The sequence below is a fragment of the Arthrobacter sp. ERGS1:01 genome (assembly GCF_001281315.1).
GTDB lineage: Bacteria > Actinomycetota > Actinomycetes > Actinomycetales > Micrococcaceae > Specibacter.
On the sequence record NZ_CP012479.1, the window covers coordinates 3,974,187 to 3,995,892 of the forward strand.

Consider the following 21,706-nt stretch of genomic DNA (forward strand, 5'->3'; position numbering starts at 1 on the left):
AAGCGTCAAAAGTATGATCTGTATTCTGGCCGGATCCGTCGATTTTTGGCTTCCCCGGACCCCATTTCTCGAAACCGCAGCGTTTCACGTGAAACAGTGACGGCGTTCGTCTTTCGCGGCCATTGCCCACCGCATCGACAATTCGGAATTACAGCCGGGGGTCCACGGCCTCGGACTCCATGGCGAGGACGGCAAACACCGCCTGATGGATCCGCCACAAGGGTTCGCCACCCACCAGGCGTTCCACTGCTTCCAAGCCAAGCGCGTACTCCCTCGATGCCATCGACCGTTTGTGGGCCTCATTGCGATTTCGCAATCGCCCAAGATTGTGCGGCTCGGTATAGTCCGGGCCATAGATGATGCGCAGATACTCCCGCCCCCGCACCTTGATGCCCGGTTGGACCATGCCCTTGGTGCCACGCGACAGATTGGCCAGCGGTTTGACCACCATGCCCTCCCCTCCGCTTTCGGTCAGCTTCGTCCACCACAACGTTCCGGCATCGGTGGATGCCTGGTCCCGGACGTCCACAACCATCGACTGCGTGGGCCGGATAAGTTCGGGATCGGCGGCCGCCAACCGTTCGGTGATGCCCAGGTGCCAGTCGTGGCCGGTGCGTGAGTAGCTCCTGCCCTCCGTCGCCAGAACCTGGAAAGGGGCCACTTGCACGCCCTCCAACCCCTCTGCCGGAGCACTGTAGCGCCTGTACGCGGCCACATAGTCGGCCGCGTTCTGCTCCCTCGCCACGGTCCGGGCCAGCAATTCGGCAACATCGGCACCGCCGTCGGCAGCCTGTTCCAGTGCAGTGACGGCCCGTCCCAGTGCCGTCGTGGCTGCGGCGCCGACGGCGGCATAGTGGTTGCGGATCATCTCGCCCGCCTTGAGTGACCAAGGCAGGAGTTCGGCGTCGAGGAGGATCCAGTCGGTGTCGAGCTCGGCCCATAGCCCCGCCCGTTCCATCGCATCGTCAAGCCGTGCGAGGAAAATATCCGTGGTCTCTGGTTGAAAGAACGGCCGGCCCGTGCGCGTGTACACCGTGCCGCGCCAGCCATCCGGAGCCGCGAACCTCGCGGCATTCCGGCTCAGGAGCACCACGACCCGCGAGCCCATGTGCTTCTCCTCGCAGACCACCTGCTCCACCCCGTCCTTGCGGTAGACGGCAAAGGCTTCGCCCGGGTGTTCCAGGTAGCCGTCCACTTCCGAGGCCGGGGCCGGCGTCATGGTGGGTGGAAGGTATGGCAGCCAGCGCGGATCAATCGCCCAGCGGCTCATCACCTCGAGGGCGCCGGCGGCGTACTGTTCCCGGATACCGATCCTTCCATGTGTGCCCGTTTCGATGACCTGACGGCCCAGCACGTCATCGATCCGCAGCATGTCGGCCGCGCGTTCCGGTTCCGCGCCGGGCGCCGGTGCCAAGGGCTTGACCGGCTCGCACCAGATTCGCTCCGCCGGGACGGTGACGACCTCCTTTTCCGGGTAGCGCAGGGCTGTGAGCTTGCCGCCGAAGACGCAGCCCGTGTCCAGGCACATGGTCCCGTTGACCCACTCCGCGTCAACTGTCGGCGTGTGGCCGTAGAGCACGGTTGCTGCACCCCGGTAGTCCTCGGCCCACGGGTAGCGAACAGGAAGTCCGTAAACGTCCGTCTCCCCTGTTGTATCGCCATACAGGGCGAAGGCACGCACCCGGGCCGATGCGCGCCCGTGGTAGCTTTCGAGGAGTCCGGCGTGGGCCACCACCAATTTGCCGCCGTCGAGCACCAGATGGGAGACGAGGCCCTCGCAGAAGCCCAGCACCTCTGCACGGAAGTCCGCCGGTTCCGAGGCCAGTTGGGCGAGCGTTTCGGCCAGGCCGTGGCCGGTCTGCACCTTCTTGCCGCGCAGCGCCCGCACCAGTTTGTCCTCGTGATTGCCCGGCACCGAACGGGCGTGGCCGTTGCGCACCATCCCCATGACGAGCCGCAGGACGCCGGGACTGTCGGGTCCGCGGTCCACCAGGTCACCGACAAATATCGCCTTGCGCCCCTCCGGATGCGCGGCGTCGGTGGCCCTGCCATCGGCATCCCGGTCGATCCGGTACCCCAGCTTGGCCAGTATTGCTTCCAGTTCGGCCAGGCATCCGTGGACGTCGCCGATCACGTCGAAGGGCCCCACGTCCTGGCGGAAGTCATTGAGCAGTGGCTCGCGCTTGAAGGAGGCGGCGGCAACCTCGGCCTCGTTGTGCAGGACGTGGACCTTCCGGAAACCTTCCCTGCCCAGGCTCTTCAGGGAGCGGCGCAATTGGTCCGCCTGGCGCCGGATCACCCGGGCGCCCACCTGCCGGTCACTGCGCTGCGCGTCCCGCTCAATGCTTGTCGCCATGGGCAGGTCCAGCACCACGGCCACGGGCAGCACGTCATGGTCACGGGCCAGTCGAATCAATTCACGCCGGGACTCCGCTTGCACGCTGGTTGCGTCGACCACCGTCAACAGGCCGGCGTCGAGCCTCTTTCCTGCCACAAACATGAGGGACTCAAAGGCGGCCTTCGTGGCGCCCTGGTCGTTCTCATCATTGGAGACAAGCCCGCGGAAGAAGTCGCTTGAGAGCACTTCGAAGGGGTGGAAGTGCTGGCGGGCGAACGTGGACTTGCCGGCCCCGCTGGCACCCACCAGCACCAGCAGGCACAGTTGCGGAATTCCCAATTCAGCCATCGTCAGCCCCTCCTAAAGAGCGCAAGTTGAGTGGGTGAACCCGCCTCGGGATCGACGTCGCCCACCGTGCGGAAGTCCACGTCGTAGCCGTGGGTGGCACCGACCGAGGACGCCCATGCCTGGAACTCATGCCGGGTCCACTCAAATCTGTGATCCGGGTGGCGCCGCTGCCCCGCGCCAAGCCGCGGGTAGAGCACGTTGTATTCGACGTTGGGTGTCGTGACCACCACCGTCTGTGGGCGCGAGTATCCAAAGACGCTTTGCTCCAAAGCCGGCAGCCGTTCCGGATCAAGGTGCTCCACGACCTCCATGAGGACGGCGGCGTCCAACCCACGCAGCCTGTCGTCGAGGTAGGTGACGGAGGAATGGAGCAGCCGCACCCTGTCGCGGTGGCGCTCGGAGACCTCGTCGAGCCGCAGCCGCTGTGCCGCGTTCGCCAGGGCCCTGGCGGAAACGTCGGTGCCGATGATTTCCTCAAAGGCGGAATCACCCAGGAGCCGTTTGATCAGCGCACCTTCCCCGCAGCCCAGGTCCGCAACGCTGTGCGCGCCCACCTCCTTCAGTGCCGCCATGACGGCGTCGGCCCGGAGTCGGTGCAGCGGAACGATTGGAGCTTCGGCGTCCCCGTCGCTCGGCACTGCGGCATCATGGTTAACCGGGAAGGCTTCGGTGGCGGCGTCCACCATGTCCCGCTGGTGGGCCAGGTAGCGGCGGGTGATCAGTTCCCGTTCGGGATGGTCGTTCAGCCATCCCTCCCCCGCACGGAGCAGCTTCGCCACCTCGTCGTCGCCCACCCAATAGTGTTTGGAGTCGTCCATGACCGGGAGTAGGACGTAGATCTGCCTCAGGGCGGCGGCGAGCCGGACCGTTCCGCGAAGCTGCAGGTTGACGTAGTCCGACGCACCCCAGCCGGGATCCTGGGGATCCAACGGTATGGACTCCTCCGCCACGTTCCAGCCAAGAGGCTCAAAGAGGCGCTGCGCCAGCCCGGACCCGCCCTTGACCGGAACCGCTGTCAGGGCGATCTCCAGCGGTATGGCGGAGGCAGCCAGTTCCGGGCGGGAGTCGCAGCGGCCGGTCATTGCCGTCCTAAACAATTGCCCGAGCGCCACGGCGGTCATGGAGGATGATGCGTAGGGCCGGTCGTTGACATAGTTGTCCAGGGAATCAGCGCCGGAGCCTCCCCGCAGATGCTTGTTCCTTGCAAGTGCCAACGCGTCGATCTCCAGGAGCATGGCGACCGTGCAGCGGGCTGCTTCCTTCTCGGGATAAAAGACATGGGCAGTGCCCACGCTCGTGTCGAATGCCTGGACCTTGCCGGGATGCTTGTGGAGGAGATATCCAAGATCGGTAGCGGCAGGACCCGTATAGGTGATGGTGACGAGCAAGGTATCCCCCGGTCAATATCAGTCAACGTTTCCGCCACTCTACCGCGCGGCGTTGGCACGGTCTCGTTTCACGTGAAACAACCACTGCAGCCGGGGACCCCGTCCTCAGGTCCGGGACGCAACGCTGCCGCATTCCGGGCAATCCACCTGTTCCGGGCTCGACTCCCCGCTATCTGCTTTGAGGGCCATCGCGTCTCTCTCTCAACTCAGATCGACGGCTCAGTCTCCGTCAGCGAACAGACAGGCGGCGAGGATCAGATCCGTCGAATGCCTCGCGAAAAACGCCTGCCGAGATCACTGACTACTCACGGCCCAAAGGGCGGATTGTGGCGGGAGTAGTGGAGCCGCAGATCGAACGCGGCGAGATCGTCGACGACGTTCGGATGGAACTCGCTGCGCCACACAGTCCAGCGAGCCGGCGGGCGACCTTGGCCCTGTTTCCTTCGAGTGACATGGTGGTGTCCTTCCATCAATGGGTGAATGTCATCGGCGCCCATGCGCCTGGTGATGCCTTGAAGACGTGAATTCCAGCAGAGATGTGAGGTCGGCAGGGATCCGGCCTCGGCATCCTTGGTTTGGAAGCCTTAGCTTGTCTCCGGCGGAACACCTCACGTTTCCAGGACTGGACGCGTCTACCTGGTATGGAGAGAGCGATGACCGCAATGGCACTGCGGCAAGCACCGGCGGACCAGCGGCGCGGGCCCGTTGATTCCCACGAATGGTGGGACCAAACTTCACCACTACGTGGAGTGACGATGAAACAGTATGAGCTGATCGGCACCGACGGCCGCCCCTATCCGTCCCCGGCCAAGGGGCTTTGGGGTGGCCACCGCGGCAACAAAATCTACGGGCTGATGGAGTGCCCCGCCGCGACCAGGGCGATTGCCCTCGGCAGCTATGTGAAGAGCCGGGTGTTCTTTGCTGATGAGTCCACGGCAATCGCTGCCGGTTACCGGCCTTGTGGAGTCTGCCTGCGCGAGAAGTACCTCATCTGGAAGCATGAACGACGTGAAGGAGGCATCTATTGTGCACTCCCCCCGGATCGACGAGCTGATAATTCCTCCTGCCGGATTGGATAACGCCGTCGCCCCGCCGACGTCTCCGGCAGTGATAGACATGCTCGTTGTCCTTGCCCACCAATGGGGAGCAACTACCGTCACCATCGGGCCCGGGTCCGCAAGCGCTGGAGGCGTGTTGGGTGGGCGTCGTAGACTGGCCCGAGTCGGCGGCGTCCTTGACGGACTGGCGGGACCGTTTGAATTCAACAAGATCTGGCGCATCCGCGACGATGCGTTCATATTCGAAGGAATACCCACATGAACTACCTGTTCGGCGACGACTTCATCGCCCGGCCCCGCCGCGAGTTGGCGCCCGGGGCCGTGCATGTTCCAAACTGGCTGACTCTGGAACAACAACAGTGGATCGTCGCCCGGTTCAAGGAATGGGCCAACGGGCCGGTGCCCATCCGCTCGGCAAGGGTCGGCGGCCACGAAATGTCCGTGAAGACGGTCTGTCTCGGCTGGCACTGGCACCCTTACCAATACACGCGAAACGCCGTTGACGTAAACGGCAACCGCGTGCTCGACTTCCCCGACTGGATGGTCCGGCTCGGCAGGAAGGCCATCGTCGAGGCATCCGGCGACCCTAATGCCGGCGATGACTACACCCCCGACACGGCCCTGTTGAACTACTACGACGCGACTGCTCGCATGGGAATGCATCAGGACAAGGATGAGCTCTCCAATGCCCCCGTGGTGTCCCTGTCTATCGGCGACACCTCCACGTTCCGCTTTGGAAACACAACAAACAGGTCGAAGCCCTACGAAGATATCACCCTGGCCTCCGGAGACCTGTTCGTCTTCGGCGGTGCCTCACGCCTGGCCTACCACGGCATTACCCGCATCCACCCGGGCACGGCACCCGCCGACTGTGGGCTGAATGCCGGACGTATCAACATCACCATGCGCGTCACCGGATTGAACGATCAATGAGTACGGCCGGACCTATCGCCGGCGACGGCGGAGCTACCGTCCAGTAGGCGCAGACCGAAACCGCCCGGATCTCCCGGCGATCGGCCCAACATCACATTCCTCCGTCACACGCGCCCGCGCCCCTGGAAGCCCCAGGAGCGCCCTGTGGCACCTCGGGACGGCCCTGGCACTCTCCAAGCCGTTATCGAGGCGATCAGGGCGCTCAGAGGCCGTGCAGGGCTCCCAGCCGCACCGGGCCGTGAGGTTGGCGACTCGGCGGTCTTGTTAATTGGAAGGACCCCGGGGGTTAATGGAACTGCCTAAGCCTTCACGGTCCGGAGATTCCTTCTGACTCACGCAAATGCCAGGCTCACGATTCTTGGAGGAGCTTTGTTGGTGCGGCAGCCGTCCGGAGGCGGCCGTCCTGTCGCTCATGTCACCAGGGAACTCGGGATCTCGCGCCAGACGGCGTCCCGCCGGGCCCACCGCTACATTGCAAAAGGCGCCACCGGGCTATGCGATCGCTCCAGCCGCCCACACGCCAGCCCCACCCTGGAACGAGTCATCAGCGACGGCGCCTTCGCCCACCGGAATGCAACAGTATTCAAGGCCGCCATCGCCGAACTCGGGGCGGTACAGAAATTCATCAAACCATACTGTCCCTGGGCCAACGGCAATATCGCTCCCTGGCCACCGAATGGGTCCGACCGGTGCCCGGACGCCAGCAGTACCGAACGCGCCCATGACCCTGACCCCTGGCTCACCCCACTACAACAATGAACGCATCCACGCCGTCATCGGAACGACACCCATCGCCCGAGTGCCACCAATCTCATGGCCACGTACACCTAACAGAGCCAGACCAGTCCGGTCCCGAGTTCATGCGCCGATGCTTGTTTCACGTGAAACACACGCACCGAATTTAGTGTGCCGATAGATCTCACTTGGCGATGTAACTGGAACGCGAAGAGTTCAGGGGAAACATCGAGTTCGCCGACCACGCCCAGACTGTGACGGTCCCACCGTTATCCACATCCTCATGTTTCGTCGGCGGTGCGCGACCGTTTCACGTGAAACATGACGCACGGTTCGCTTCGATGCATCGCTCCGCTTATTGATGCTGCATTCAATGACCCGTTCAATACGTGCCGAATCTTGCCCCGTTAGCGGTGAATCCCAGGAAATTGGCAACATCTTTTGATGTCTTAGGATCATTCCAGGAGAACCCGGACATTGACAAAAAGGGGGTGTCGTTGTTTCACGTGAAACAACGACACCCCCTAGGTGCGACGTCTTAGTTTGTGTCCGGGGACAGGACATCCATAATTCGGTTCAGGTCCTCCACCGAGGCGAACTCAATGCTGACCTTGCCCTTACGGGCTCCCAATGAGATCTTCACGTTCGTGTCCAAACGGTCCGACAGCGAACTGGCAAGAAAATCAAGACGCTCATGCCGAGGGCTGGGCTTCGCCGGCGCAACCCGCTTTGCCGCATCGGGAGCCTGGTACAACTGCACGGCCTCCTCCGTCGCACGAACGGACATGCCCTCGGCGACGATCTTCTGGGCCAAGCGCTCCATGGAGTCCACATCGGGAAGGGCCAACAGGGCACGGGCGTGGCCTGCCGAGAGCACCCCTGCCGCGACACGGCGTTGAACGACGGGCGGCAGTTTGAGCAGGCGCAGGGTGTTGGAGACCTGCGGTCGGGAACGCCCGATCTTGTCGGCAAGCTGCTCGTGGGTGGTGCCAAAGTCTTCCAGCAACTGCTGGTACGCGGCAGCCTCTTCCAACGGATTCAGCTGGCTGCGATGCAGGTTCTCCAGCAACGCGTCGCGCAACAAGTTGTCATCGGTGGTTTCTCGGACAATAACCGGAATTGTCTGAAGACCCGCCGCCTGGGAGGCGCGCCAGCGGCGCTCACCCATAACCAATTCGTACGGTTGGTCGCTCTTTTCGGAGGACTTGCGCACCACGATTGGCTGCAGGACACCGATTTCCCGGACGGAATGGACCAATTCGGCCATATCGTCTTCATCGAAAATGGTACGCGGCTGCTTGCGGTTGGGGTGAATGTCCCCCACGGGCAATTCCATGAACCGGGCGCCGGGTACTTCCACCAGCTCCGGTCCGGAAACAGGAGCCGGCTCCGAATCCACAACCGGCTTCTTTGTTTCACGTGAAACTGCGGGCTTCCGGCTCTTGGGCTCGGGGAAGAACAAATCCACCGGGCGCGTCGGCTGCGAGGATGCACCGGAGTCGTCGGACGCCGAGCTGGGAATCAAGGCACCCAAGCCGCGACCAAGGCCTCTACGCTTATCGGTCATTGAAATGTCCTCCATTGAACGAGCCCTTGGTACTGCCGGGCCGGATATTTTGCCTACGTAAAATTGTCGAACACGCGAACGCGTTCCATGTATGAAGTCTAGCGTTCAGCCAGTTCTGCGGCGGCTTCCAAGTAGGACAACGCGCCGGTGGACGACGGATCGTACGTCATGACGGTCTGCTGGTAGCTGGGCGCCTCGGAAATACGCACCGAACGCGGAATGAGGGCCTGCAGGACCTGCTTGGGGAAGTGTTCGCGCACATCCGCGGCCACATGGGCGGCCAGGTTGGTCCTGCCGTCATACATGGTCAACAGGATCGTGGAGACCACCAGATCGGAATTCAGGTGTTTTTGGATCATCTCAATGTTTTTCAACAACTGGCTGAGTCCCTCAAGTGCATAGTATTCGCACTGAATTGGGATCATGACCTCATTGGCGGCGCAGAACGCGTTGACGGTCAGCAATCCCAGGCTCGGCGGGCAGTCAATAAAGATGAAGTCCAGGCGCTCTTCACCGTTGGCTTCGCGATACTTGACGTATCCGTCGATGGCGCGGCGCAGGCGCTGTTCACGCGCCACCAGGGAAACCAGCTCAATTTCGGCGCCGGCAAGGTGGATGGTGGCCGGCGCGCAATACAGATTGTCGATGTCGGGGCACTGTTGCACCACATCGGACATGGCGAAGTCGTTGATCAACACATCGTAGATGCTGTCGATTTCCGCATGATGGGGAACACCCAGTGCCGTGGACGCGTTGCCTTGGGGGTCGATGTCGATGACCAGAACCTGAAGCCCCGCCGACGCGAGGGCGGCGGCAATGTTGACCGTGGTGGTGGTCTTGCCAACGCCACCCTTTTGGTTGGCAACAGTCAGGATCCGCGTGTGGCTGGGGCGCGGCAACTTGCGGCCCAACAGTCGCTCGCGGCGCTTGGTCTCACTGACCAGCTGGCTGGCAATGGGACTACTCTCGTCAAAGTCGTTGCCAAAAGCGGAGACATCACTTGCTGTTGTTTCACGTGAAACATGACGCTCGTTTGATGAATCAACCGTTTTAGGTTGATTTATAAGTCGGGCGCCGAACTGGGTTCCGATCGCGCCGTTTGCATCAGATCGTGCCGACCCCAACGACATGAACGGAGGGATCCGTTGCGAAGCTGCTTCGCTACTGGTCACGCTGACACACTCACTTTCATCTGGCCGTATTTGCCACTCACTAGCCTATCGGTTCTCATGCCGGGCCTGGCGGATCAGCGCCGAGCCACCTTCACGCGAACCACCGTGGTGGGTTCTTCAAGAATGTCGGCACCGGCAACCAGCACCTCGGTCTGGACGCCGCCAAGCTTCTTGATGGTCTTGGCCGCCTTGGTGATTTCCTCGGCCGCACTGCGTCCCTTGATGGCCAGCAGTTCGCCCTGCCCGCCAAGCAGCGGAATGGTCAGCGGCGCCAGGGTATTGAGGGCGGAAACGGCGCGTGCCGTCACCACGGAGCATTCAACCTTGCCGATCGCGGCCTCTGCCCGTGCTCGGACAATCTCCACATTGTGCAGGCCCAGGTCCATGACCACTTCCTCGAGCCATATGACCCTGCGTTCAAGCGGTTCGATCAGAGTGAGGTACAGGTCCGGGCGGGCGATCGCCAGGCACAGGCCCGGCAGGCCGGCGCCGCTTCCCACGTCGGCGACTTTCGCGCCGTCGTCGATCAGCTCGGCCACAACCGCACAGTTGAGCACGTGCCGGCTCCACAGCCGGGGAACTTCCCGCGGGCCGATCAAGCCACGTTCGATGCCGGACGTGGCCAGGTGCTCAACGTAGCGCTTGGCCAGCTCCAGCCGGTCGCCGAAGATCCGCTCTGCGGCAATGGTCTCTTCGGCAGTTAGCTCTACCACTTTAGGTATCCCCTCGCGAGCGGTCCCGTCCACTTGCCGAAGGGCAGGTGAACGGGACCGTCAATTTTCAAACTCTTAGGTGTTGTTACTGTGCCGGCGTGACGACGATGTGGCGGCTGGCGCCTTCGCCCTCGGACTCTGATTCCAAGCCCAGCCCGGCAATGGCGTCGTGCACGATCTTGCGTTCGTAGGCGCCCATGGGCTCCAATGCCACCGAGGTGCTGCCGGCGGCAATCTTCTCCGCCGCGTCCTTGGCGATCTTTGCCAGTTCAACGTTGCGGCGGTCCCGGTAACCGGAAATATCCAGGACCAACCGTGAACGGTTCTCGGTGGCCGAGAGCACGCTCAAGCGGGTCAGTTCCTGCAGGGCGTCGAGGACTTCGCCGTCGTTCCCCACCAGGTCCTTCAGGGAGTCCGTCTCCTCATCGGCAACGATGGAGATGTAGGTGCGGCCGTTGCGGACTTCAATGTCGATGTCGCCGTCGATGTCGGCGATGTCCAGCAGTTCCTCCAGGTAGTCCGCGGCAATGTCGCCCTCTTCTTCGAGGCGGCTTGCTCCCGTTGTAACTTCTTCGGCAACGGTTTCTTCGGGGACAATCTCGGTTTCAGCAGGCATTATTTCTTCTTCCTGTTCTTACGTTGAGGCTGGACGCGCTGGACCTTGGGCTCGGGAACTTCTTCGATCTCCGCGACGATGCTCTTCTTAGAGGCACCGAGCAACGGCAGGCCCTTGGCCTCGCGGCGCTTCTGGTACTCCTTGTAGGCGGGGGATCCGGGGGTGGGCATCCGGCGGATCACGAAGAACTGCTGGCCCATGGTCCAAATGTTCGTGGTGGTCCAGTAGATCAGGACACCGATCGGGAAGTTCACACCACCGATACCGAACACGAGGGGCAGTACGTACAGCATCATCTTCTGCTGCTTCATGAACGGGCCGGCCATGGCCTCTTCGGACATGTTCTTGCTCATGATCTGCTTCTGCGTGATGAACTGCGAGGCGATCATGGCAATGATCATGATCAGCGACAGCACCACAACGGCCATGTTGAGATCGCCACCCTGCAGCTGCGGCAGGAACGCTGCGGAGAGCGGGGCTCCGAAGATGGAGGCGTGGTCGAACTGTGCCACCTGGTCATGGCTCATCGCGCCGATGCCGGAGCCGGTGCCGTTGGCCTTTGAAACACCGGAAAGCACCTGGAACAGGGAGAAGAAGAACGGCATCTGGATCAGCATGGGCAGGCAGGCGGAGAACGGGTTGGTGCCGTGCTCCTTGTACAGTGCCATCTGTTCCTGCGCCATGGCCTGGCGGGAGAGCTGGTCGGTCTTGCCCTTGTACTTGGCCTGCAACTTCTTCATGTCCGGCTGCAATGCCTGCATGCCGCGCTGAGCCTTGATCTGCTTGACGAAGACCGGGATCAGGGCCGCACGAATCACCAGCACCAGGCCGATGATCGCCAGGGTCCAGGTAACACCGGAGGCTGCCGGCAGGCCCAGGAAGGTCAGCCCGTCATGGAACAGCACCATGATCCATGAAACGAGCCATTTGAAGGGAGCCAGAATCGTCCCGAAGAAGTCCATATTACTTTTCTATTCTCCTCAAGCCGCCGGGCGGCCTTGTGTATCCGTCTGAGCCGGAAGAAAGACGTCCGGGTGGTTCAGCTGGACAATGAAGGGGACCTTGGAGGGATCGTCCCAGTGGACGTGAGCCGGTGCGGGCACCGGATCGATGCCGCCGGAATTCCAAGGATGGCACCGCACTATGCGACGGGCCGCATACCAGCTGCCTTTAACTGCCCCATGAACGGTGACCGCCTCCAGGGCATAGGCCGAACATGACGGAAAAAACCGGCACACCTGCCCATAAATGGGTGAGATGAGTCGCCGGTACAGTTTCAATACAACTATCAAGATGTTGCGGGGAAGATGCCAGATGAAGCGTCCGACGACGGCCGGGCTGCCCATTGCGCGACGCTCAAGCCTTGCTTGGGTCACGGACATCATCTCCTTTCGACACGTTGGCCTTCACAACTGCCGTTGGTGGGGCGTCCTGGCGAGCACTTTCCCCAGGCTGCTCCGCTATGCGGGAGGCTGCCTTGGAAAATGCCCTGTTGTAATCGTTGACCAGTTCGCCCCACGCGGCGTTTGCGGACGCGGGCAGGGCCCGGACCACAACGTTGATACCGAATGGATGGCGGCGAACCGTTTCAAACGCTATTTCTCTTAGTCTCCTCTTAACGAGGTTGCGAGTCACAGCGTTCCCAACGGTCTTCGCGACGATGAAACCAATTTGGGTTGGTTCGTCGTCGGAAGTGGACACCACAGATAACACTAAGTTCCGGCGTCCATTGCGGACGCCGGAACGTACAGTATGTGAGAAGTTGGCGGATGTCCGCATTCTGTTTCTGGTGGCTAGCACCCTGCGACCAACGCTACTTCTGTTAAGGCTCGACGGATCGTCAAGCAGTTATTGGTTAGGCCGACAGCTCGACGCGACCCTTGCCACGGCGGGCGGCCAAAATGGCGCGGCCGGCGCGGGTGCGCATGCGAAGGCGGAAGCCGTGCTTCTTGGCACGACGGCGGTTGTTCGGCTGAAAAGTCCGCTTGCTCACGGTAGTTACTCCAAGACAATCTAAAGATGCGCCTTGCCCGAAGCTAAGTAAGGGGAAGAACAGGCCGACGCTAAGTATATGGATGCCCGCTTATCGCTTCCAGTAATAGGAAGCATGCGCAGGTGCGCAAAGCAGACACATGGGACTTCACAACATTAGGTCATTTTGGCCCCCACAGTCAAACCGCGGCGGGCGCCGCCCCTTCCCGGAGGGGTGCTGTGGTGCCATATTTTCGCGGCACCCATCCACGGCTGCCTGTGCACAGTTCCGTGGATAACCCGTGGACAAACCGTGGACAAACTGTGCGCAACGCCTCCCGCTCCGGCCCCATGTGTGACATTTATCCACAAGCCGTTTTCCCAGCTATCTTCTACCCTTTTCATCCTTTAGGCTAGGCCCGTAGCAAGTTATCCACTGGTTGTGAATAACTCTGTGGATGACGGATGTTGATCGTCCCCGGCCATCGACGCCGCGAGCGGCGCATATGTAAGGGAAGTCACTCACAGTGAGCGCACAAATACGAGATGCCGGCCCGGGAGCGGGCCACCGGCAGTAAGGGTGGACCAGTCAATGAGCACTGAGGAGATCAATGACGTTGGAAGTTCCTGGCGCCGGGTCATTCGAATTCTGGAACAAGATGAACGGGTATCCCCGCGCCAGCGCGGATTCGTCGTCCTGACCCAACCGCAGGGCCTGATCGGCAACACCTTGCTGGTGGCTGTTCCCAATGAACTGACCCGCGAGGTCCTCCAAACCCAACTTAACACCGCCCTCAACGATGCCCTGCGCCAGGTTTTCCCCGAAGAAATCGGCTGTGCCTTCAGCGTCAATGCCGATCTGGTACCCCCCGTCAAGGAAGAGGAAGCCGCGGCGGAGCCCGCTCCCCTTCGTTCCGAGCGGATCGAACGCCCGGAACCTGCCGAGCAGGCTTCCAAGCCGTCACCCACCCTGCCGAGCACCTCGCAGGAGTTTGGCCGGCTCAACCCGAAGTACGTTTTTGACTCCTTCGTGATCGGTTCCTCGAACCGTTTTGCCCACGCAGCGGCCGTGGCAGTGGCGGAGGCGCCGGCGAAGGCCTACAACCCGCTGTTTATCTACGGGGATTCCGGGCTCGGAAAAACCCACCTCCTGCACGCCATTGGCCACTACGCACGCCGGCTCTACAACGGAATCCGTGTTCGGTACGTCAATTCCGAGGAGTTCACGAACGACTTCATCAACTCCATCCGGGACGACGAAGGCGCCAGCTTCAAACAGCTCTACCGCAACGTGGACATCCTGCTTATCGACGACATCCAGTTCCTGGCGAACAAGGACGCCACCCAGGAGGAGTTCTTCCACACCTTCAACGCCCTGCACAACCACAACAAGCAGGTTGTCATCACCTCCGACCTTCCGCCGAAGCGCCTGCAGGGCTTTGAGGAACGCATGCGCTCACGATTCGAGTGGGGCCTGCTGACCGACGTTCAGCCGCCGGAATTGGAAACCCGTATCGCGATCCTGCGCAAAAAGGCCATTGGGGAAGGTCTTTCGGCGCCCGATGACGCCCTTGAATACATTGCCTCGAAGATCTCCACCAACATCCGTGAACTTGAGGGGGCACTGATCCGGGTCACGGCCTTCGCCAGCTTGAACCGGCAGCCGGTGGATGTGGGACTTGCCGAAATGGTGTTGAAGGACCTCATCACCGACGACGGCGCACAGGAAATTACCTCGACCGCGATCCTCGGACAGACCGCCGCGTACTTCAACATCTCCCTGGAGGAGCTCTGCAGCAAATCCCGTACGCGGACTTTGGTGACGGCCCGGCAAATTGCCATGTACCTGTGCCGTGAGCTTACCGACATGTCCCTGCCAAAGATTGGGCAGGAATTTGGTGGCCGTGACCACACCACGGTGATCCACGCCGACCGCAAAATCAGGGAACTGATGGCCGAACGACGCGCCATCTACAACCAGGTCACCGAACTGACCAACAAGATCAAGCAGCAGCAGCGCGAAGGCTAGTCCGCGCAGCGGACGAAAATTTTTTGTGAATTAACAGGTGTGGATAATCCTGTGGATAGTTAAGTGCACAACCGCCCCTACCCTGCGGATAACTACACACCCCGCTGTGGATCCCTGAATTGGCGGGAAAAGTTCTCCACCGCCTTCCACATCCCGTTACGGGCCAGCCCCACAAACTGTGCACAGGGCAGATCGGTGCGATGCCGCGGTGCAGCGGGGTTATCCACAGTATCCACAGGACTTATTAACACTACGAATCCCAAGAATTCTTCGTTTCAAACAACATTTTCCTCTCCACCCATCCCCGGCCCCCTTGGACCGAATGACAATGTTCGGCTGGGCCGCTCAAAGGGCTAAGCTGTCTCCAAGCATGTAATTCCATTCGTGGAAGTCCCGGCCCACAAGCCCAGGGATTCCACCCCCAGGCACCACACACTTTTCGCATGATGAAAGGCGGCACCCTTCCGTGAAGTTCCGAGTCGAACGGGATGTTCTGACCGAAGCAGTCAGTTGGGCCGCACGTTCGCTGTCGCCCCGGCCCCCGGTTCCTGTCCTTTCAGGTCTGCTGCTCAAGGCCGAAGCCGGCACCTTGAGCCTCGCCAGCTTTGACTATGAGATTTCCGCACGTCTGGAAATCCCTGCGGACATCACTGAAGAGGGCACCATCCTGGTCTCCGGACGGTTGCTGGCCGATATTTGCCGCAGCCTTCCCGCCGCACCGGTTGAGGTGGAGACCGACGGATCGAAAGTCACCCTCACCTGCCGCAGCAGTCGTTTCCACCTGGCCACCATGCCGGTCAACGACTATCCGGAACTTCCGGCCCTGCCCGAGCTGAGCGGAACCGTCGACGGCGAAGCCTTCGCCCAGGCTGTTTCCCAGGTCATCATTGCCTCCAGCAAGGACGACACCCTGCCCATCCTCACCGGCGTGAAGATGGAAATTGAAGGTGACCTGATCACCTTGCTGGCCACCGACCGTTACCGGCTGGCCCTGCGGGAAATCCGCTGGAACCCCACCTCCCGGGAATCTCCACCGGAGCCCTGGTCAAGGCCAAAACGTTGAGCGAAGTCGCCAAAACCCTCGGTGGCGCCGGAAACATCAACATCGCGCTCTCCGAAAACAGCGAACTTATCGGCTTTGAAAGTGGCGGACGCCGCACCACTTCGCTGCTCGTGGATGGGGATTACCCCAAGATCCGTTCGCTGTTCCCGGACAACACGCCTATCTACGCCACAGTGGAAACCCACGCCCTGGCCGAGGCCGTACGTCGCGTATCCCTCGTGGCCGAACGCAACACTCCTGTCAGGTTGATCTTCACGGACGGCCAGCTCACCCTCGACGCCGGAACCGGCGAGGATGCGCAGGCATCGGAAAACCTTGAGGCGGCACTTGTCGGCGAGGAAATCACCGTCGCGTTCAACCCGCACTACCTGAGCGAAGGTTTGAGCGCTTTCGATAGCAAGTACGTGAGGTTCTCCTTCACCTCCGCACCCAAGCCGGCCATGTTGACGGCCCAGGACGACATCGACGGTGACAATCGTGACGACTACCGCTACCTGGTCATGCCGGTGAGGCTGCCCAACCAGTAGTTCACACCTGAAGTTTTAGCTCCACACCTCTACCGGAAAAGAGAAACGCCGTGCACATCGGACTTGTCGGACTTGGAAAAATGGGCTTCAACATGCGGGCACGCCTGCGGGCTGCGCAGATTGACGTCACTGGTTTTGACAGCAACCCCGATGTCACCGATGTGCCTTCCCTCGCCGGGCTCGTAGCGGCAGTTCCGGCACCCCGACTGATCTGGGTCATGGTCCCTTCCGGAGACATCACCGACTCTGTCATCACCGAATTGTCGAACCACATGGAGCCCGGCGACCTACTCATCGACGGCGGCAATTCCCGCTTCACCGAAGACCAGAAGCACGGCGCCAAGCTGGCCGAAAAGGGCATTGGCTTCATGGATGTTGGCGTCTCCGGTGGTGTCTGGGGACTGAAGAACGGGTACGGCCTGATGGCCGGCGGCTCCGTCGAGGATGTCACCCGGGCCATGCCGGTTCTGGATGCACTTCGTCCCGAGGGTGACCGTGCCGACAGCTTTGTCCATGTGGGCGGAGTCGGTGCGGGGCACTACGCAAAAATGGTCCATAACGGCATTGAATACGGCCTCATGCAGGCCTATGCCGAGGGTTATGAGCTGTTGATGAAGAAGGACATCATCGAGGATCTGCCCGGTACTTTCCGGGCGTGGCAAAAGGGCACGGTTGTCCGGTCCTGGCTCTTGGACCTCATGGTCAAGGCCCTGGATGAGGATCCGGGCCTGGAATCCATTGACGACTACGTCGAGGATTCGGGCGAGGGCCGCTGGACCGTGGAAGAGGCCATTGCCAACGCAGTGCCCGCCCCCGCCATCACGGCCGCACTTTTTGCCCGCTTCTCCTCGCGTGAAGACAATTCCCCAGCCATGAAAATGGTGTCGGCGCTGCGCCACCAGTTTGGTGGACATGCCACCAAACCCGCCGGTTCCTAAGACACAAAGAAAAGCCGGCAGTACCCGTGTTTCTTGAACATCTTTCCCTGACAGACTTTCGCAGCTACGAGCACATCGACCTTGCGCTCAAACCCGGCGTGACGGTCCTGGTCGGCTCCAACGGATTGGGTAAAACCAACCTGGTGGAGTCGATCGGGTACCTGTCCACCCTGTCCTCGCACCGCGTCAGTGCCGATGGCCCGCTGCTTCGCTTTGGCACCGAGCGGGCATTGATCCGCGCACAGCTGGTCCGTGGTGAGCAAAAAGTCATGGTGGAAGTGGAGATCAACGCATCGCGGGCGAACCGGGCCAGGATCAACCGGGCCAACCCGATTCGGGCCCGGGATGTCCTGGGCATCTGCCGCACGGTGATTTTTGCCCCCGAGGACCTTGCCCTGGTCAAGGGCGACCCGTCCAGCCGGCGTCGTTTTCTCGATGAACTGCTGGTGGTCCTGCTGCCCAAGCATGCCGCGACGCGATCCGAGTACGACAGGGTGCTCAAGCAGCGCAATGCCTTGCTGAAATCGGCCCGAGCCGCGCATTTCTCCCGCAACGGTGTCGGTGAAGGCCACTTGTCGACCCTCGATGTGTGGGACCAGCACATGGCCGACGCAGCGGCGAAACTGCTCGAGGCCCGGCTCGATTTGCTCAACCGGCTGCGCCCGCACATGTCCGAGGCCTACGCCCAATTGACGGACGGCTCCAAATTGCTGCGGGCGGTCTACCGCAGCAGCCTTGACGCGGAACTTGACGACGCCGGCCTGCCGGGCACCGCCGTCGAGCCGGAGGACCTGTCCCTGAGCAGCCTGGACGAGCTCCGGGAAAAATACGTTGCGGCCCTGGCTGCCTCACGGACCCGGGAATTGGAACGCGGCATGTCGCTGGTGGGTCCGCACCGCGACGAACTCGAGCTTTTGCTCGGCGCGGCACCGGCCCGCGGGTATGCTTCGCACGGCGAATCGTGGTCGGTGGCGCTGGCCCTGCGGCTCGCATCCTTCCACGTGTTGGGGGAGGACGACCACATCGCCGGAAACCAGCCAATCCTGATCCTCGATGACGTTTTTGCCGAATTGGACACCCAACGGAGGCGAAAGCTGGCAGCCATGGTCGCCACGGCCGAACAGGTCCTGGTGACGGCCGCGGTGGGCGAGGACATTCCGGCCGAACTGGTGGGGGCGCAGCTTCAGGTGATTCCGGGCGCCGTGGTGTCCCATGCCGACTGAGCAGCCCCCCAGTAGTGGCGTTCCGCACGACGCCACCGGCAAGAAAAGCCGCCTGGCCGCGCAGGCACAAGACCATGTGACCGAAGTCGATGCGCCCCAGGCCGCCCTGAACAGGATGCGCGGCATCGCCAAAAGCCGCGGCGAATTGCGGATTCCGCGCAGCCGGCTCGGCGAAAAGGCCACCCCGAAGGCGAAGCGGCAGCCGTTCCTTGACGTCAAGGATGGCGGCCGGGACCCCCTGGGGTTGGGCAATGTTGTCAGCCGGCTTGTCTCGGACCGGGGATGGAGCTCGCCGCTGGCGGTTGGTTCGGTCATGGCGCAGTGGGACACCTTGGTGGGGGCGGACATCGCCGCGCACTGCCAGCCCGAAAGTTTTGAGGTCACCACCTTGCACGTGCGGTGTGACTCAACGAGCTGGGCCACCCAGTTGCGGCTGCTTTCGTCGTCGCTGCTTGCCAAGTTTGACGCCGAACTGGGCGCCGGCGTGGTGACCAAGATCCTGGTCCTGGGACCCACGGCTCCGAGCTGGCGAAAGGGCTTCCGAAGCGTCAAGGGCCGGGGACCGCGGGATACCTACGGATAGACGCAGCAAATTTTCCCGCCGGGACTATGAAAGCGCGTCAGCGCCTTTGAAACCCCCAACGGCGTACAGCTCCTCATCCGGGGACTCTTTATTGCGTCCTGAGCCGGTTTTCGTGCGTCTCAGGGCACAATTAGCGGCCATTGTTGCTCTCGGCAAGGTAGAATCGGAAGCAGGACCGTCTCTGAGCGGCGCTACAGCACGCCTTGTAGTGACCTCGGGAGCGGTATTTATCTGCCTTCCAAGGGTGAAAAGGTGCACGGGACAGCTGTCTCCGTGACAATGCCCGTCGTCGGCAATCGAGCGAACAATAAAGGGGTCGAACGCGCCTGTGACTACGAATAATCCGGAGCAGCCGGACAACGCGATTAATCCAGACCAAGACAGCGACGAAACAGCCCCGCAGGTTGTTCCGGCCGCTGCCCCGACGGCAGGTGAGCCCGACGACGGACACTACGGCGCCAGCGACATCACCGTCCTGGAAGGTCTCGAAGCTGTCCGGAAACGTCCCGGCATGTACATCGGTTCCACCGGTCCGCGCGGCCTCCACCACCTCGTATACGAAGTGGTCGACAACTCCGTCGATGAGGCCCTGGCCGGATATTGCGATCACATCGAGATCACCCTGCAGGCCGATGGCGGCGTCAAGGTCGTCGACAACGGCCGCGGAATCCCCGTCGACATCCACCCCACCGAGGGCAAGCCCACGGTGGAGGTCGTCATGACCATCCTGCACGCCGGCGGCAAGTTTGGCGGCGGCGGCTACGCGGTCTCCGGCGGCCTGCACGGCGTGGGTATTTCCGTGGTTAACGCGCTCTCCCGCCGTGTCGACACCGAGATTCGCCGCCAAGGCCACGTCTGGCGCATGAGCTTCGCCGACGGCGGCAAGCCCCAGACCGAACTCGTCCAGGGCGAGGCCACCACCGAGACCGGAACCACCCAGACCTTCTATGCCGATCCGAGCATATTCGAGTCCGTGGAGTACGACTTTGAGACCCTGCGGGCCCGATTCCAGCAGATGGCGTTCCTGAACAAGGGCCTGAAGATCACGCTGACCGACGAACGCGTGGTCAACGTTTCGGACAGTGAAGACCCGGACCTGGACGCCTTGCCGGAGGGCGAAGACACCGCTTCCGGTTTCCGCGAAGTGATCTACCAGTACAACGATGGCCTGCTCGACTACGTCAAGCACCTGAACTCCTCGAAGAAGGTCGACGTTGTCCACGAGGACGTCATCGCCTTCGAAACCGAGGATCCCTCGCGCAGCATGGCCGTTGAACTCGCGATGCAGTGGACCACCGCCTACTCCGAGAGCGTGCACACCTACGCGAACACGATCAACACCCATGAGGGCGGTACCCACGAAGAGGGTTTCCGTGCCGCCATGACGTCGCTGATCAACCGGTACGCCCGCGAGAAGAACATCATCAAGGAAAAGGACGACAACCTCACGGGCGATGACATCCGTGAAGGCCTGACCGCCGTCATTTCCGTGAAGCTTTCCGAACCGCAGTTCGAGGGCCAGACGAAGACCAAGCTCGGCAACTCCGAGGTCAAGGGCTTTGTCCAGCGCGTTGTCACCGACGGCCTGGGCGACTGGCTCGAGCGCAACCCCGGCCCGGCCCGCGACGTGATCCGCAAGTCGATCCAGGCCTCCCAGGCCCGGCTCGCCGCCCGCAAGGCGCGCGAGAACACGCGGCGCAAGGGCCTGTTGGAATCCGGCGGAATGCCCGGAAAGCTCAAGGACTGCCAGTCCAAGGACCCGTCGATCTCCGAAATCTACATCGTGGAGGGTGACTCCGCAGGCGGTTCGGCCGTCCGCGGCCGCGATCCGCGGACCCAGGCCATCCTTCCGCTTCGCGGCAAGATCCTGAACGTCGAGCGCGCCCGCCTGGACAGGGCCCTGGGCAACGCCGAAGTCCAGGCCATGATCACGGCGTTCGGCGCCGGCATTGGTGAGGACTTCGACGTCGACAAGGCCCGGTACCACAAGATCGTGTTGATGGCCGATGCCGACGTCGACGGCCAGCACATCACCACGCTGCTGCTGACACTGCTATTCCGTTACATGCGCCCGCTGGTTGAAAGCGGTTATGTGTACCTGGCCCAGCCGCCGCTGTACCGGATCAAGTGGTCCAACGCCGCGCACGACTACGTGTACAGCGACAAGGAGCGCGACGCCGCCCTGGCCGCAGGTGCCGCGGCAGGACGCCGCATCCCGAAGGACAACGGCATCCAGCGCTACAAGGGCCTCGGCGAGATGGACTACTCCGAGCTGTGGGACACCACCATGGACCCGGCCCACCGGACCCTGCTCCAGGTCACCATGGACGACGCCGCCGCGGCGGATCAGACCTTCTCCATCCTCATGGGTGAGGACGTCGAATCCCGCAGAAACTTTATCCAGCAGAACGCCAAGGACGTCCGGTTCCTCGATATCTAGGCTGAACGGAAGATCATCTTCCGCAACTTACATATATCAAACGGGACATATATTGGGATTGGAA

The 21,706-nt window shown here is 61.9% G+C and carries 18 protein-coding genes and 2 pseudogenes; 10 read left to right on the forward strand and 10 right to left on the reverse strand.

Features of this window, described 5'->3' with window-relative positions; genetic code table 11:
- Positions 1–148 precede the first annotated feature (148 nt).
- Together AL755_RS21865 and AL755_RS21870 are read right to left on the reverse strand one after the other, a co-directional pair.
- Positions 149–2,686 (reverse strand): polynucleotide kinase-phosphatase, encoded by a 2,538-nt coding sequence (locus AL755_RS21865; RefSeq protein WP_054012817.1) that lies wholly within the window; start codon positions 2,684–2,686, stop codon positions 149–151.
- 2 nt (positions 2,687–2,688) lie between these two features.
- Complete coding sequence (locus AL755_RS21870; protein ID WP_054012818.1) at positions 2,689–4,074, reverse strand: 3' terminal RNA ribose 2'-O-methyltransferase Hen1; 1,386 nt, start codon at positions 4,072–4,074, stop codon at positions 2,689–2,691.
- 338 nt (positions 4,075–4,412) lie between these two features.
- Here AL755_RS21870 and AL755_RS21875 point away from each other — a divergent pair, with 338 nt between their 5' ends.
- The 4 genes and pseudogenes from AL755_RS21875 to AL755_RS22720 all read left to right on the forward strand — a co-directional run.
- Positions 4,413–4,598, forward strand: coding sequence for a hypothetical protein (locus AL755_RS21875; RefSeq protein WP_054012819.1), 186 nt, complete (start codon positions 4,413–4,415; stop codon positions 4,596–4,598).
- 129 nt (positions 4,599–4,727) lie between these two features.
- Positions 4,728–5,153 (forward strand): Ada metal-binding domain-containing protein, encoded by a 426-nt coding sequence (locus AL755_RS22715; RefSeq protein ID WP_237762579.1) that lies wholly within the window; start codon positions 4,728–4,730, stop codon positions 5,151–5,153.
- Positions 5,154–5,390: 237 nt separating this feature from the next.
- Entirely contained in the window at positions 5,391–6,065 is a 675-nt protein-coding gene (locus tag AL755_RS21885) for an alpha-ketoglutarate-dependent dioxygenase AlkB family protein (protein ID WP_054012821.1), read from the forward strand.
- 327 nt (positions 6,066–6,392) lie between these two features.
- Positions 6,393–6,879, forward strand: a pseudogene (locus AL755_RS22720) (leucine zipper domain-containing protein); the annotation flags it as partial.
- Between the two features lie 459 nt (positions 6,880–7,338).
- Here AL755_RS22720 and AL755_RS21890 read toward each other — a convergent pair.
- The 8 genes from AL755_RS21890 to rpmH all read right to left on the reverse strand — a co-directional run bounded on the left by AL755_RS21890 (position 7,339) and on the right by rpmH (position 12,861).
- A complete protein-coding gene (locus AL755_RS21890; RefSeq protein WP_054012822.1) occupies positions 7,339–8,367 on the reverse strand; it encodes a ParB/RepB/Spo0J family partition protein in 1,029 nt (342 codons plus the stop codon).
- A gap of 98 nt (positions 8,368–8,465) precedes the next feature.
- On the reverse strand, positions 8,466–9,539 hold the full coding sequence (locus tag AL755_RS21895; RefSeq protein ID WP_237762580.1) for a ParA family protein: 1,074 nt from the start codon (positions 9,537–9,539) through the stop codon (positions 8,466–8,468).
- Positions 9,540–9,613: 74 nt separating this feature from the next.
- On the reverse strand, positions 9,614–10,252 hold the full coding sequence (gene rsmG, locus AL755_RS21900; protein WP_054012824.1) for a 16S rRNA (guanine(527)-N(7))-methyltransferase RsmG: 639 nt from the start codon (positions 10,250–10,252) through the stop codon (positions 9,614–9,616).
- Between the two features lie 85 nt (positions 10,253–10,337).
- Positions 10,338–10,868 (reverse strand): Jag family protein, encoded by a 531-nt coding sequence (locus AL755_RS21905; protein WP_054012825.1) that lies wholly within the window; start codon positions 10,866–10,868, stop codon positions 10,338–10,340.
- Entirely contained in the window at positions 10,868–11,830 is a 963-nt protein-coding gene (yidC, locus tag AL755_RS21910; protein WP_054012826.1) for a membrane protein insertase YidC, read from the reverse strand. The genes AL755_RS21905 and yidC overlap by 1 nt, the downstream gene beginning before the upstream one ends.
- Positions 11,831–11,848: 18 nt before the next feature.
- Positions 11,849–12,214, reverse strand: a complete 366-nt coding sequence (gene yidD / locus AL755_RS22725; RefSeq protein ID WP_237762753.1) for a membrane protein insertion efficiency factor YidD — start codon at positions 12,212–12,214, stop codon at positions 11,849–11,851.
- A gap of 10 nt (positions 12,215–12,224) precedes the next feature.
- On the reverse strand, positions 12,225–12,668 hold the full coding sequence (rnpA, locus tag AL755_RS22730) for a ribonuclease P protein component (RefSeq protein WP_082369502.1): 444 nt from the start codon (positions 12,666–12,668) through the stop codon (positions 12,225–12,227).
- Between the two features lie 55 nt (positions 12,669–12,723).
- The gene (gene rpmH / locus AL755_RS21915) at positions 12,724–12,861 is read right to left on the reverse strand and encodes a 50S ribosomal protein L34 (RefSeq protein WP_011776797.1); all 138 of its coding nucleotides are present in this window, start codon (positions 12,859–12,861) and stop codon (positions 12,724–12,726) included.
- Positions 12,862–13,431: 570 nt separating this feature from the next.
- Between rpmH and dnaA the strand changes: the two genes are divergently transcribed.
- From dnaA to gyrB, 6 genes and pseudogenes are all read left to right on the forward strand, one after another.
- Positions 13,432–14,868, forward strand: coding sequence for a chromosomal replication initiator protein DnaA (gene dnaA, locus AL755_RS21920; RefSeq protein ID WP_054012827.1), 1,437 nt, complete (start codon positions 13,432–13,434; stop codon positions 14,866–14,868).
- A 466-nt stretch (positions 14,869–15,334) separates the two neighbouring features.
- Positions 15,335–16,458 (forward strand): annotated as a pseudogene (dnaN, locus tag AL755_RS21925) (DNA polymerase III subunit beta).
- Positions 16,459–16,508: 50 nt separating this feature from the next.
- Complete coding sequence (gene gnd / locus AL755_RS21930; RefSeq protein WP_054012828.1) at positions 16,509–17,396, forward strand: phosphogluconate dehydrogenase (NAD(+)-dependent, decarboxylating); 888 nt, start codon at positions 16,509–16,511, stop codon at positions 17,394–17,396.
- 26 nt (positions 17,397–17,422) lie between these two features.
- Positions 17,423–18,619 (forward strand): DNA replication/repair protein RecF, encoded by a 1,197-nt coding sequence (gene recF, locus AL755_RS21935; protein WP_054012829.1) that lies wholly within the window; start codon positions 17,423–17,425, stop codon positions 18,617–18,619.
- Entirely contained in the window at positions 18,609–19,202 is a 594-nt protein-coding gene (locus AL755_RS21940) for a DUF721 domain-containing protein (RefSeq protein WP_082369503.1), read from the forward strand. The genes recF and AL755_RS21940 overlap by 11 nt, the downstream gene beginning before the upstream one ends.
- A 364-nt stretch (positions 19,203–19,566) precedes the next feature.
- A complete protein-coding gene (gene gyrB / locus AL755_RS21945) occupies positions 19,567–21,642 on the forward strand; it encodes a DNA topoisomerase (ATP-hydrolyzing) subunit B (RefSeq protein ID WP_082369649.1) in 2,076 nt (691 codons plus the stop codon).
- Positions 21,643–21,706 lie beyond the last annotated feature (64 nt).